Origin of the sequence: Benzoatithermus flavus, from assembly GCF_037908215.1 — a bacterium.
GTDB classification, from domain to species: domain Bacteria; phylum Pseudomonadota; class Alphaproteobacteria; order Geminicoccales; family Geminicoccaceae; genus Benzoatithermus; species Benzoatithermus flavus.
Genome location: NZ_JBBLZC010000014.1, coordinates 105,915 through 118,795, shown reverse-complemented (window position 1 = coordinate 118,795; position 12,881 = coordinate 105,915). Strand labels below are relative to the sequence as shown.

Annotated in this window: 13 protein-coding genes; 3 read left to right on the top strand and 10 right to left on the bottom strand. The window is 68.9% G+C overall.

From position 1 onward, the window contains the following. Positions 1 to 11: 11 nt before the first annotated feature. From U1T56_RS14930 to fmdA, 6 genes are all read right to left on the bottom strand, one after another. On the bottom strand, positions 12 to 1,250 hold the full coding sequence (locus U1T56_RS14930) for an efflux RND transporter periplasmic adaptor subunit (protein ID WP_418160278.1): 1,239 nt from the start codon (positions 1,248 to 1,250) through the stop codon (positions 12 to 14). Beyond that, positions 1,247 to 1,951, bottom strand: coding sequence for a TetR/AcrR family transcriptional regulator (locus U1T56_RS14925; RefSeq protein WP_418160277.1), 705 nt, complete (start codon positions 1,949 to 1,951; stop codon positions 1,247 to 1,249). The genes U1T56_RS14930 and U1T56_RS14925 overlap by 4 nt, the downstream gene beginning before the upstream one ends. A gap of 88 nt (positions 1,952 to 2,039) precedes the next feature. Further along, entirely contained in the window at positions 2,040 to 2,435 is a 396-nt protein-coding gene (crcB, locus tag U1T56_RS14920) for a fluoride efflux transporter CrcB (protein WP_418160276.1), read from the bottom strand. Between the two features lie 19 nt (positions 2,436 to 2,454). After that, a complete protein-coding gene (locus tag U1T56_RS14915) occupies positions 2,455 to 2,754 on the bottom strand; it encodes an FmdB family zinc ribbon protein (RefSeq protein ID WP_418160275.1) in 300 nt (99 codons plus the stop codon). Positions 2,755 to 2,850: 96 nt separating this feature from the next. Further along, positions 2,851 to 3,375 carry an AmiS/UreI family transporter gene (locus U1T56_RS14910; protein ID WP_418160274.1) on the bottom strand — a complete coding sequence of 175 codons (525 nt, stop codon included), beginning with the start codon at positions 3,373 to 3,375 and terminating at the stop codon, positions 2,851 to 2,853. Positions 3,376 to 3,434: 59 nt separating this feature from the next. Beyond that, the gene (gene fmdA / locus U1T56_RS14905) at positions 3,435 to 4,664 is read right to left on the bottom strand and encodes a formamidase (protein ID WP_418160273.1); all 1,230 of its coding nucleotides are present in this window, start codon (positions 4,662 to 4,664) and stop codon (positions 3,435 to 3,437) included. A 262-nt stretch (positions 4,665 to 4,926) separates the two neighbouring features. Here fmdA and U1T56_RS14900 point away from each other — a divergent pair, with 262 nt between their 5' ends. Next, positions 4,927 to 5,676, top strand: a complete 750-nt coding sequence (locus U1T56_RS14900; protein WP_418160272.1) for a winged helix-turn-helix domain-containing protein — start codon at positions 4,927 to 4,929, stop codon at positions 5,674 to 5,676. Between the two features lie 3 nt (positions 5,677 to 5,679). Here U1T56_RS14900 and U1T56_RS14895 read toward each other — a convergent pair whose 3' ends face one another. Next, complete coding sequence (locus U1T56_RS14895; RefSeq protein WP_418160271.1) at positions 5,680 to 8,037, bottom strand: response regulator; 2,358 nt, start codon at positions 8,035 to 8,037, stop codon at positions 5,680 to 5,682. Then, positions 8,030 to 10,684, bottom strand: coding sequence for an ATP-binding protein (locus U1T56_RS14890; RefSeq protein ID WP_418160270.1), 2,655 nt, complete (start codon positions 10,682 to 10,684; stop codon positions 8,030 to 8,032). Before U1T56_RS14890 ends, U1T56_RS14895 begins: the two co-directional genes overlap by 8 nt. Positions 10,685 to 10,945: 261 nt before the next feature. Between U1T56_RS14890 and U1T56_RS14885 the strand changes: the two genes are divergently transcribed. Beyond that, positions 10,946 to 11,083: a hypothetical protein gene (locus U1T56_RS14885; RefSeq protein WP_418160269.1), complete on the top strand. Its 138-nt coding sequence runs from the start codon at positions 10,946 to 10,948 to the stop codon at positions 11,081 to 11,083. Between the two features lie 128 nt (positions 11,084 to 11,211). After that, complete coding sequence (locus tag U1T56_RS14880) at positions 11,212 to 11,619, top strand: cupredoxin domain-containing protein (protein ID WP_418160268.1); 408 nt, start codon at positions 11,212 to 11,214, stop codon at positions 11,617 to 11,619. 29 nt (positions 11,620 to 11,648) lie between these two features. On the opposite strand, the gene U1T56_RS14875 is transcribed toward U1T56_RS14880, so the two are convergent. Further along, positions 11,649 to 12,116, bottom strand: coding sequence for a c-type cytochrome (locus U1T56_RS14875; RefSeq protein ID WP_418160267.1), 468 nt, complete (start codon positions 12,114 to 12,116; stop codon positions 11,649 to 11,651). Positions 12,117 to 12,420: 304 nt separating this feature from the next. Continuing rightward, positions 12,421 to 12,855 carry a hypothetical protein gene (locus U1T56_RS14870; RefSeq protein ID WP_418160266.1) on the bottom strand — a complete coding sequence of 145 codons (435 nt, stop codon included), beginning with the start codon at positions 12,853 to 12,855 and terminating at the stop codon, positions 12,421 to 12,423. Positions 12,856 to 12,881 lie beyond the last annotated feature (26 nt).

Genomic DNA, 12,881 nt, shown 5'->3' with positions numbered 1-12,881 from the left:
CTCGTCTCGGCTCACTCGACCGGCGGCTCGGCCGGGATCGGCAGCGCGTTGTCGGCCACGACCCGCACCGCCGCACCGCTCTGCAGCTTGAGCTGGCCCGAGGCGACGACGAGCTCGCCGGGCTTCACGCCTTCGAGGATCGCGATCCGACCGCCCACCACGTCGCCGGTGCGCACGAAGGTCTGCACGGCCTTGCGTACGGGCCTACCGTCCTTGTCCACACCCTCCTCGCGCACGACGAACACGGAATCGCCGTAGAGCGTGCGGGTCACGGCCGTCTCGGGTACCGTCACCACGTCGGGCACCGGCGGCAGCACGAGGCGCGCGTTCGCGAACATGCCCGGCAGCAGCAGCCGATCCGGGTTGGCCATGGTGGCCTGCAGCTTGATCGTGCGCGTGCTCGGGTCGATCTGTGGCTCGATCGTGGTGAGCTCGGCCTTGAAGACGCGCCCCGGATAGGCGTCGATCGTGATCTCGACCGGCTGGCCCAGGCGGATCACGGCGCGCGCCTGTTCCGGCACGGTGAAGTTGACGTAGAGCCGGTCGAGATCGGTGAGGGTGACGAGCTCGGTGCCGGGTCCGACATACTGGCCGAGCTCGACCCGACGGATGCCGAGTTGGCCGGCGAAGGGGGCCTTGACGAGCTTCTGGGCGATCAGGGCCTCGCTCCGCGCGATCCCTGCCTGCGCCTGCTCGAGGAGGGCCTGGTTCTGGTCGAGCGCCGCCTGCGTGGCGAAGTCGCTGCGCGCCAACTGCCGGGTACGATCGAGATTGGCCTGTGCCAGCCGCGCCTGGGCCTTGAAGCTGGCAAGATCGGCCTGCTCGGGCGCGTCGTTGAGCTGCACGAGCGGCTCGCCCTGCTTCACCACTGCACCGGGCTCGAAATGGATCGCCGCCACGCGGCCCTGGACCTCGGGCGAGACGCTCACCTGCCGGACCGCGACCAGCGTGCCGATCCCGCCGAGATAACGCGGCAGCGGTCCCTGCTCGGCCGGCACGGCCGCGACGGCCGTAGGCGGTGGCACATTGTTCGCGAAGAAGCTCCTGATCGCCTGCTTGCGGAACTCGTTGAAGTACCACAAGCCTCCGCCCACGCCGCCCACGAGCAAGGCGACGAGGATCAGCCGGATCACGAGGCCTTTGCGGGTGGCGCGCCGCTCGGCGTCGTGCGGGCGCCTTCCGGAGTCCTCGTAATGGTGGCTGGCAGCCTTGGCCGGATCCGCCCGGTGGGCAGGTGAGTTGGGTCTCATGCAGGTGCTTCGTCGTTGTTGGCTGTGCCGCCGACTGCCGGGTCGGGGTCGACGTGGCGGGCGATGGCGGTATCGGTGAGCCCGAGGCCGCGCAGGATGAAGCGCAAGGCATCCCGAATCACGACCTCGATGCTGCCCTCGTAAGGAACGGTCGGGACGCTGGGGAGGCGGGCATAGGCGATCATGGCGGCGACGTGCTCGGCGAACCAGAAGGCGTCGGGCGAGACGTCGGCGCCCGGGCGCAGGTCGCCGGCAGCGGCTGCCGCCGCCATCGACGCCTCGTACAGGGGCCGGACCTGCTCGGTCACCCAGGCACAGACGAGCCGCGCATAGACTCCGTCCTCGAGGAAGCTGTTGAGCATCAGCCGGTGCTGGACCTCCCGCTCCTTGGGATCGCCCAGAGCCCCTAGAACGAAGTGCTCCAGCATCAGCCGGGTCATGTGGACCAAGGTCGCCGTGCAGGGGGGGAGGAGCGTCAGCTTCTCGAGCTCGGGATCCCCCTCGCAGCCGCGCGCCACGATCGCCTGGTAGAGCGCTGCCTTGCTCGGGAAATGCTGGAACAGGAGCGCTTCGGAGACGCAAGCGGCACGTGCGATCTCCCTCGTCGTGGTGCCGGCGAATCCCTTCTGCGCGAACAACGGCATCGCCGCCTCGACGATCGCCTTGCGGCGCTCTTCCGCTCCCAGACGTGCACGGGTCATACGAGCTTAGTAAGCATTCACTCAGGAAATGGCAAGGCCGAAGACGACCGGCGCGAGCGGCGGGTCGTCAGGCATCTGGGTGGCCCGCTCAAGCCGGTGTCAGGACGCGGATCGTCCACAAGCCGAGGAACACGCCCGCAAGGGAAGCCAGCACCGAGAGCGCGGCATAGCCGAGAGCGAGATCGGCATGGCCGCGCTCCCAGAGCACGGCCATGTCCAGCGAGAAGGCGGAGAAGGTGGTGAAGCCGCCGAGAATGCCCGTGGTCAGGAACAACTGCAGGGTCTGCGTGCTGCCGGCACTGCGGAAGGCGAACCAGCCGGCGAGCAGGCCCATGGCGAGGGAGCCCGTGACGTTGACGAACAGCGTCCCGAACGGGAACGTCGTGCCGAGAAGATCGGCGGCGGCACGGTTGACGGTGTGACGGAGCGCGGCGCCGAGCCCGCCGCCTGCGAACACGGCGAGATAGCCCGGGATCGGGTCCATGGGCGGGCGCTCTTGCGCCTCAATGGCCGATGGCCCAACGATGGTGCGCCGGGGGTGGCGCCTTCTTGTGGGCGCAGAGCGAGCAGCCGCAGTTGGCGAGGTGCTTCCTGGGCGCCACTCTGGGCTCGTCCGAGCTCCGTTCCGCACGGGCGAGCGCTTTTCGCAGCGTGCCGTTCATGACGTTGAGATTGGGCGCCGAGATCTGCCGCCGGGCCGGCTCGCCGCAGAGCGGGCAGGGACAGGCCTTCAGCGCCTCCGCCATGCGCGCCCAGGCGCGGAACGGGCCGTGGTCGGCACACTCGTAATCGTAGAGGGGCATCGCGAAGCTCCAGGTGATCGGGGATCATCTTGGGGGAGAGGAAGATCGCCGACCGGCGCCCGGTCGGGGGAGCAGGGCGCCGGTCGGGACCCGCCGTCAGCCGCCGGGGCGCATCAGACCACCCAGGAGCAGGAAGCCGGGCAGCCATCCGGTCAGGACACCTTCGGCGACGGTGACGATGCCGGTGACTCTCTGGATCGAGCGCTTGAGGGCCAGGAGCAGGAAGAACATGAACCAGAGCACGCCCCAGGCCACCCAGTTGAGCGCCATCCAGAGATCGACCCCGTTCTGCGCCGAGCCGAAGGTCTGCAGCGCCACCGGTGCTGCCGTGATCGCGACGAACAGGCTGAACCAGCCGAGCCCGCGCCCGTCCACGTTGACGTAGCGGTTGTAGGCTACCCAGAGATAGGTCGTGGTGAAGAGCAGGGTCAGCGCCGCTGCCCGGATCGAGGCCTCGTTGGAGCCGGGGCCGAAGGCGGAGTAGAGCGCCACGCACAGCGTGATGAAGCCCGTAGCCACGTTGATGACCACGATCTCGCGGTCGTCGATCTTGCCCAGGAGCCACAGGCCGTTGAGGAACAGGACGGCACCGACCCAGAGCAGCGCCATACCGAGCAGCATTCTCGCCTCCCCGTGCTAGGGCAAAAGGCCCGGCGCTTCGGCGCCGGGCCTGCCGGTCGTCAGCGGCTGGTCCTCGCAACATCGACACCCGAGACCTCGCGCTTCGGGCCCGAGGCGTTGGGGCGGATGTCGAAGTCGAAGATGCCGGTGGGGATGGCGAGCGTGGCGCAGACGTTCGGGATGTCGACGATGCCGCTGATCCGGCCTTCGCACGGGGCGGTGCCGAGGATCATGTAGGCCTGCTCGCCGGTGTAGCCGAACTTCTTCAAGTACTCGATCGCGTTCAGGCAAGCGCGGCGATAGGCGACGTGAGCATCGAGATAATATTGCTTGCCCGTGCGCTCGTCGACCGAGATCCCCTCGAAGATGAGATACTCCGAGAAGTGCGGCTCGACCGGGCTCGGCTTGAAGATTGGGTTGGTGATCCCGTACTTGGCCACCCCGCCCTTGATCAGGCCGACGCCGATGTCGATCCAGCCCGCCATCTCGACCGCACCGCAGAAGGTGATCTCGCCGTCGCCCTGCGACCAGTGGATGTCGCCCATCGACAGCCCGCCGCCCTTGACGTAAACCGGGAAGTAGACCCTGGAGCCGCGCGACAGGTTCTTGATGTCGCAATTGCCGCCGTGCTCGCGTGGCGGCACGGTACGCCAAGCCTCCTTGGCGGCGGCTGCGGCCGCGGCGCCCGACATCTGGCCCATGAGCGCCGTGTCGGCATGGGGCGGGGCGGCGAGCGGCGGCACGCGGTTGGGGTCGGTCGCGATCAGCTCGGCTTCGCGTCGGTTGGCTTCGGCCAGGAGCTTGTGATCGGGCAGGCAGCCGATCAGCCCCGGATGGACGAGCCCCGGATAGCGGACGCCCGGGATATGACGCGAGGTCGTGTAGATGCCGTGGAAGTCCCAGCACGACTTCCGGGCTTCCGGGAAGTGCTCGGTGAGAAAGCCGCCGCCGTTCTCCTTGGCGAAGATGCCGTTGAAACCCCACTCCGAGCTCGGCAGCGGGCCGATGTCGAGGATGTCGACGACGAGGAGATCGCCCGGCTCCGCACCTTCGACCCCGAACGGGCCGCTCAAGTAATGAACCTTGGTGAGGTCGACGTCGCGGATGTCGTCGGCGCTGTCGTCGTTGCGGATCTGGCCGCCGGTCCAGTCGTAGCACTCGACCCGGAACTCGTCGCCGGGCTTGAACGTCGCCACCATCGGGATGTCGGGATGCCAGCGATTGTGCGTCTTGACATCCTGCTCCTCGGGGCGTCGGTCCAGGTCCACCTTGAAGGCCGTCTTCGGCATGGCTCGCTCTCCCTGAGTTCGGCTTTCCGCACGCGCGGCTCCTGCCCAGCGGGTCTTCCGACCGCGATCGCCCCGAGCGAAGTCGGCGGCCGGGAACCGGGCTTTGAGAAGAGCGTAGACCCGTCATGTAACCGGACCGAATCCGGTGAGACGATGTTCGGTAATTTTTTGTAATCGGATCGACGGAGAACGCCGGTGCGGGTTATGTTGCGTCGACCGGTATGCTCCGTCGTTTCGCCGCTGATCGGGGAACGCCTCGCCCATGTTGCAGCTCGCCGGAACGTCATCGCGCATCCTCCTCGTGGACGACGATCGCCGGCTCTGCCGCTTCCTGTCGCGCTTTCTCGGCCGCGAAGGCTACGCCACCGCGATCGCCCACGACGGCCGGGCGATGCGGCGCGCCATCGCCGATTCGGGTTTCGACCTCGTCATCCTCGATCTGACCTTCCCCGAAGGCGAGGACGGCATCAGCCTCGCACGGGGCCTGCGGGCGCAGTGCGGCACGCCGCTTCTCATCCTGTCCGGGAAGAGCTCGACCATCGACAAGGTGGTCTGCCTCGAGCTCGGGGCCGACGACTACGTCACGAAGCCGTTCGAGCCCCGCGAACTCCTGGCACGCATCCGCTCGCTCCTGCGTCGGGCCGGATACGGACCCGAGCCGCTCCGCTCCACCGGCCATCCGCCGGAGGGCGGCGAGGTCGTCCGCTTCCTGGGCTGGCGCCTCGATCGCGCCCGGCGCGCGCTGCTCTCGCCCGAGGGCCGGCCGGTGCGATTGACGAGCCGCGAGTTCGATCTGCTCGAAGCGCTCGCCGTCCGGCCGGGTCGGATCCTCTCGCGCGAGCAGATCCTCGACATCGTCGCCAACCGGCACTGGACTCCGTTCGATCGCAGCATCGACGTGCTGATCGGGAAGATCCGCAAGAAGCTGCAGGACCATGCGCGTGATGCGCAGCTCATCAAGACCGTGCGCGGCATCGGCTACATGTTCGTGCCGGCTCCACCCGACGGCTGACGCTCAGGTCCGGCTCCGGTCGATGGCGGCGCGAAGGGCACGAGCGAGACGTTCGGGCTCGACGGGCTTGCGCAGCACGGGCGCGGTCGCGAGCGGGCCAGAGCGGCCGGAGAGCATAGCCGCGGCATAGCCCGTGGTGAGCACGATCCCGAGCCCCGGCCGTGCGGCGAGCGCCGCCTCGGCGAGCTCGATCCCGTTGGCACCACCCGGCAGCGCGATGTCGGTGAGGAGGGCCGCGACGTCCTCGGCTTCGGCGAGACGGGCCATGGCCGAAGCGGCATCGGCCGCCTCCACCACCCTGTAGCCGAGCCGCGTCAGCTGCCGGGTCACGAGCAGGCGGACCTGCGGCTGGTCCTCGACCAGGAGAATGCGTTCACCGCGGCCGGTCGGCACCGGCGTTCCGGGCGAGAGACCCGTCTCGAGGCGGCCGGCCGGGGCGGGCAGGGCCGGGAAGAAGAGCGTCACCTCGGTGCCGCGGCCGGGCTCGCTTCCGATCTCGAGATGCCCGCCGGACTGCTCGACGAAGCCGTAGACCATGCTGAGGCCGAGGCCGCTGCCGGCGCCGGTGGGTTTAGTGGTGAAGAAGGGCTGGATCGCCCGCTGCCGCACCTCGGATGTCATCCCGATCCCCGTATCGGTCACCGAGAGCGCCACGTAGCGGCCGGGCCGCACTTCCGGATCGCGGCCAGGCTCATCGGCGTCCAACGTCACGTTGCGCGCGGCGATGCGCAGATGCCCGCCGTCCGGCATGGCGTCGCGGGCGTTGATGGCGAGGTTCAGAAGACTCGTCTCGAGCTGATGGCGGTCGACCCGGACGGTCCAGAGGTCGGGTGCCAGCGCCAGCTCGATCGCAATCCCCTCGCCCAGGGTCCGGCGCAGGAGCCGCGAGAAGGTCAGCGCCAGCTCGGCGATGTCGGTGGGCTCGGGCTGCAGCGGCTGGCCACGGCCGAAGGCGAGGAGACGACCGGTCAGCTCCACGCCGCTCCGGGTGGCATCGAGCGCGTCCCCGACCAGCTCGAGGAGATCCGGACGGTCCTGCACCTCCTCTTCGATCAGGCGCAGATTGCCGAACACGACGGCGAGCAGGTTGTTGAAGTCGTGGGCGACCCCACCCGTGATCTGCCCGATCGCCTCCATGCGCTGGGCCTGGCGCAGGCGCTCCTGCGCCTGGTGCAGCTCGGTGACGTCGGTGGCGATGATGCCGATGCCGACCGAGCGCCGGGCGCCGTCGAGCACGGGAAAACGGGTGATCAGGAACCGCCGCCGACCCCCCGGCCGGTCCGCCTCGAGGATCTGCATGGTCGCCTCGGCAGCGTCGGCGCCGGGAACCCCTTCAGGGAACCATGCCGTGAAGCGCTCGTTGGCGAGGAGACAACGCCCCGTGAGATCGGCGAGCGCTATTGCCGAGGGCGAGTTCCGCACGGTCTGGCGCAAGCGCTCTTCGCTGCGGGCGAGATCTTCCGCGGCGCGTGCCGCCCGCATCACCTCGACGGCGAAGGACGCGAGGATCTGGGCGAGCTCGAGGTCCTGACGCGTGAGAGACCGGGCCTCGCTCCCGTGCCCGAGGATCGCACCATGAAGCATGCCTTGGGCATCCACGAGCGGCAGCCCCAGCGTCGTCCGGCCGTTCGGCGTCAGTGTCGTGGCCGGCCGGCGCAGAGTCAGCGCCTGCGCCAACAGCGACCCGTCCGGCGGGGGGCAGGGCAGCAGGGGCTCGCGGTCGGCTCCGATTGCTTCTCGAAGGCGCAGCGCATCGTCCTCGCGAAGATAGAAGGCGCCATCCTCGAGGCCGAGATCGCGGACGAGCGTATGGAGCAGGGCCGAGCCGGCCGCCTCGGCCGAGCTCGCAGCGGCCAAGCCCTGCGCGCTCGCGAGGACCCGGGTGAGGCGGGCGTTCAGCGCTTCCAGTTCGAGATTGCGCGCCCGTGCCAGCTCCAGCGCCTGCGCCCGCTCCTGCCGCAGCCGCCGATGCTCGAAGCAGCGATCCAGGGTCGCGAGCAGCTCGTCGGCATGAAACGGCTTGCGGAGATAGTCATAGGCACCCGCCTGCAGGGCCCGGATCGTGGTCTCGATCGAGGCGTAGGCGGTCATCATCACCGCGAGCAGCTCGGGATCGAGCCGATGCAGCTCGCGCACGAGCTCGACACCGTCGCGCAGGCCCAAGCGGATGTCGACGAGCGCCACCGCGGCCCCGGCAGCGGCGCGGCGCCTCGCCGCTTCCTCGAACCCGTAAGCCACGGCGACCTCGTAGCCTTCGAGGCGCAGCAGATTGGCGAGGCTGTCGGCGAAGTCGCGATCGTCGTCCACGAGGAGGAGACGCCGTGGCTCCGAGGCGTTCGCGTTCGGGACCGCTTCAGCCATCGCCCGTGCCCGCCTGCCGTGCCGCCAGCGGCAGGCGCAGCGCCACCGTGGTGCCGCACCCCGGCTCGCTCGCGACCCGGACCTCGCCACCGTGCTGCTCGACGATGCGCTTGACCAGCGGCATACCGAGGCCGACGCCGAAGGCCTTGGTGCTGAACAGCGGCTCGAACAGGCGTGCCCGCACCGTCTTCTCCATCCCGCCGCCATTGTCGGCGACCGACAGGACGAGGGTGCCGCCCTCGATCCGGGTCGCGATCGTCACCTCGCCGCCGCCCTGGGGTGTGCTCGCCTCGATCGCCTGGACCGCGTTCTGCAGGAGATTGGCGATGGCCTGCCACAGCCGCTCGCCATCGGCACGGACGACGGCAGCGGCGGCGAGGTCGAGCCGCAGGCGGACGGAGCCCAAGCCCTGCTGCTCGGCGAGCTGCTGCCGCAGCCAGCCGTCGACAGCGAGAGGGGCCAAGGAGAGCTCGCGCCGCCGGGAGAATTCCAAGAGATCCTCGATGATGCGCACGCAGCGCCAGACCGTGCGTTGGATGCGCTCGAGCTCGCCCCGCGCCTCCGGGCCCGGCTCGTGCAGCGAGCGGCGCAGCACCTCGACGGAGGAGACCAGGGTGCCCATGGGGTTGCGCAGCTCGTGGCTCACCGTCGCCGTGATCTCGCCGATGGCGGCGAGCCGCTCCTTGCGTGCGAGCTCGTGCTGGGCCTCGCGCAGGCGCTCGAGCGAGGTGACGAGGTCGCGCTCGGCGAGCTCGCGGCTCTCGTGGGCGAGGACGATCCACCAGGCGCCCACGGCGAGGAGCGGCAGGATCGCGACGTAGACCCGCAGCAGGAGCGTGCCGCTGTCGAGCTGCGGCGGCTCGAGGCCCAGGCCGACGATGCGGTAGGTCAGAAGGAAGACCGCCCCGGTCGTGACCGCCAGGGCCAGGAGGATGCCTCCGACCTTGGCGAGGCGCTGGCCCATGCGGGGGGCGATCTTCTCCTCGAACGAGCGGCCGAGATAGCGCCGGCGGAAGCGCTCGAGCGCAGGTCCCGGCCGCTTGCAGGCATCGTGGCAGTGCGCGTCGAGGCTGCAGCACAAGGAGCAGATCGGCCGCTCGTAGAAGGTGCAAAAAGCCATGTCGCTGGGCTCGTAGCTGTGCGCGCACAGCTCGCAGCGGATCGTCGTGGTACCGACGGGGAGCGGGGGCAGGGAAGGGGCACGTGCCAGATAGTACCGGCCCTTGGTCGCGACCCCGAGCCCGATGGCGCTCAAGAACGCGATCAGGAAGGAGAGGGGGGCGGAATAGGCCTGCAGCATCGGGCCGAAGGCACCCATGAAGCAGACGATCGAGAGCGTGGACGCGACCGCCATGGCGCCGCAGCCGACGGGGTTGACATTCGGCAGATGCGCACGGCGGAACTCGACGAAGGCGGGGCTGATCGCGAGCGGCTTCAGGACGGCGAGGTCGGCGACGATGGCGCCGATCCAGGCGATGGCGACGTTCGAGTAGACGGCCAGGACCAGCTCCAGCGTCTCGAAGATGCCGAGCAGCATCAGGAGGAGCGAGATCAGGATGTTGAACACCAGCCAGACCACGCGGCCCGGATGGTAATGGGTCGCGCGCGAGAAGAAGTTGGACCAGGCGAGCGAGCCGGCGTAGGCGTTGGTGACGTTGATCTTGATCTGCGAGATCAGGACGAAGACGGTAGCCGCGGCGAGGACGAGGGCGGGGTCGCCCGTCACGTACTCGTAGGCCTTCACGTACATCTGGATCGGCTCGACCGCGGTTCCGCGCGGCAGGCCCGAGGCCAGGACCAGGACGGCGAGGAAGCTCCCGGCCAGGATCTTGAGGCCGCCGATCAGGATCCAGCCCGGTCCCGCCAGGATCATGGCCGTCCACCAAGCGGTCTGGTTGGCTTCGCTCCGGTCGGGCAGGAAGCGCAGGTAATCGACCTGCTCGCCGACCTGGATGACGAGCGAGGAGAGGACGCCGATGCAGGCGCCGAAGGCGAGATAGTTGAAGCGCTCCCCGCCGCTGCCGGCACCCGCGAAGTCGACCCAGGTGCGAAGCGCCTCGGGCTCCTCGATCAGGATGAACAGGAAGGGGAGCACCATCATGAGCGCCCACACCGGCTGGGTGACGAGCTGCAGCCGGCTGATCATGGTGACACCCATGAAGGTGATCGGGATGATGACCACGGACGAGACGATGTAGCCGACGACGAGCGGCAGGTTGAGCGCGATCTTCAGCGCCTGGGCCATGATGGCGCCTTCGAGCGCGAAGAAGACGAAGGTGAAGGTGGCGTAGATCAGGGACGTGATGGTCGAGCCGATATAGCCGAAGCCCGCACCGCGCGTGAGAAGATCCATATCGATGTTGTACCTGCTGGAATAATACGCGATCGGCAGGCTCGTGAGAAAGATGCACAAGGAAACCGAGAGGATCGCGGGAAAAGCATTGGAGAAACCGTAGGTGAGCGTGATGGCGCCGCCGATCGCCTCGAGCGCCAGAAAGGAGATGCCCCCCAGCGCGGTATTGGCGATCACGAATGGCGACCATTTGCGGAACGACCGTGCCGCGTAGCGCAGCGAGTAGTCCTCGAGGGTCTCGTTCGCGATCCAGGACTGATAGGAGCGCAAGACCGGCAGCCGCGGCTCGTCCAAGGAACCTCCCCGTTGTCGTCCGGTCGTCGAGGGCCATTCTTACCTGGAACAGCGGGCTTTCTCCAGCCGACGAGATGGCGGAGGATCGACATGAGGCGGCCTCGGCGTGGCGGTCCCGCCGCGTTCCGGCGAGCTCGCGGTCCGTTTCCCGACCTGTGGCGATGCCGACGACGTGATGCTCGATCCGCGGCGCGGCCACATCGACGTGCGCTGTGGCGAGGGCGTCATCGCTGTCCTGCAGCAGCAGGGCAGCGGCTACGAGTGCCCGGCCGGTTCGCCACCGCGCCCGGAGCGCGCACCGGGCTGTTCGCTCCCGAGCTGGACCGCCTGTTCCTGGCCGCCCGGGCTGGCGGTCACAACGAGGAGGTGGTGATCTGGATCTTCAGGCCCGCAAGGTGAGGACGGCGCCGCACGGACGGCCTGTCCCTTGGCCCGAAATGGCATCGCGCGCACGATCCGGGTAGGATGCCGGCGCGGCCGGCGCCGTTCCCGCCGGCTTCGCGGACGGCAGCCCGGAGGACGCCGTGATGCCCCGACCGATCTGTCCTCTCGTCGGTGCCGGTCTTCTCCTTCTGCTCGGCGGCTGCGCCACCAGCGGGCCGGCTTACGGGCCGCCACCCGCCGGTGCCGCAGCCGTGGTCGACATGACCAACACCTTCTCGTTCAGGCCCGAGCTCGTGCGAATACCGGTCGGCGGGACGGTCGTGTGGCGCAACCGATCGCTGGTGTCCCACACCGTCACCATCGATCCGGCCAAGGTGCGCGACCGGGGAGCCGTGTCGCTGCCCCGAGGTGCGCAGCCTTTCGATTCGGGCTCGATCCCCCGCGGCCAGATCTGGCCGCGGACGTTCGTAGTGCCCGGAACCTACCGCTACGTCTGCCTGCCGCACTACGACGTGTTCGGCATGGTCGGGACGGTGCTGGTCGGGCCGTGAACGGCCCGGCGCACGACCGGAAACGCTCCTCAGCTCTGCGGTTTCTTACGGAACGTCTCGTGGCAGCCACCGCAGCCTTCCTTGCCGAGCGCCGCGAATGCCGCGAGGGTCGCCTGCACGTCGCCGCCTTTCGCGGTCTCGGCGAGCTTCTTGGCCAGATTCTCGGCCTTCGCCGCCGCCGCCTTGAAGCCCTTCTGGTCCTTCCAGACGGCCGGCAGGGCCGCGGTGGGCGGCTGGTCGCTGCCTTCGGGGAACAGCTCCGGCACGTACTCGACGCCCTCGGTGATGGCCTCGGCGTGCCAGGCGACCCGCTTCACGAGCTGCGGCTGCTCGGTGAGGATCGCCTTGATCGCTCCCATATGATCGCCGTTCGCCTTCATCGTCATTTGCCGCACGGCCACGATGCCGGTGGCCTTGGGCTGCTCCTGCGTCATCCCCGGCCCGACGGAGCCGAGCGCCAGCGCCCCCGTCAGAAGAGCGATCATCCGCTTGTCCATGCTGCAACCTCCCGAGACGGCCACCTTGGCCGTGTCGCCGCCGACATTGCAGCTATCGTGCCAGCGTCGGCGGGGCCGGCGCAAGCCGGCAGGCGTGCGGTGGAGACGGCAGGCTGCAGGACGAGAGGGTGGGGAATTTCACCCACCCGGCGCACGGGAGCGCGCGCTTGTCCCCGATCCGCCACCCTATGGCGCAGCACCCGAGTTTCCGTCCCGAAGCGGATCGTGACGTTTTCCGGAAGGTTCGGGACATTCCTGTCGCCAGCGGGCCGGCGTATGGGCGCTCCGCCTCCGCCGCTCGCCCCTACCAGTCGAAGTAGACGCCGACCTCACCGAGATTGCCGTCGGGATAGTTCAGGATCTGCGCCCGGATTCTGTAGCCCTGCGGCTCGAGGTGCTGCCTGTAGGCGTCGTAGACCCGGCGTGCGATCCCGGTGAGGGTCTCCGGCCAGCCCGCCTCGAAATTGTTGATCGCCCGACCGTGATCGGTGCAGTACGCCGATGGGAAACGCATGATCTCAAGTTCGTGCTGCCCTCGCCCGGCGGCGCGCCGGACCATGTTGTTGAACCGCTCGACGGCATCGGGCCGGAGCTCCTGCTCCATGAACGCCTGGCGCAGCGCGTTCTCCTCCTCCCGCTCCTTGCGCTGGCGCTCCAGCGCCTCCTTGGCCTTCGCCATGTCGATCTCGTCGGCGATCTTCTTCAGATCGGCCGGCGTCACGATCCTGCTCTCGCTCATCCGACGAACTCCCTCCAACAGACTCG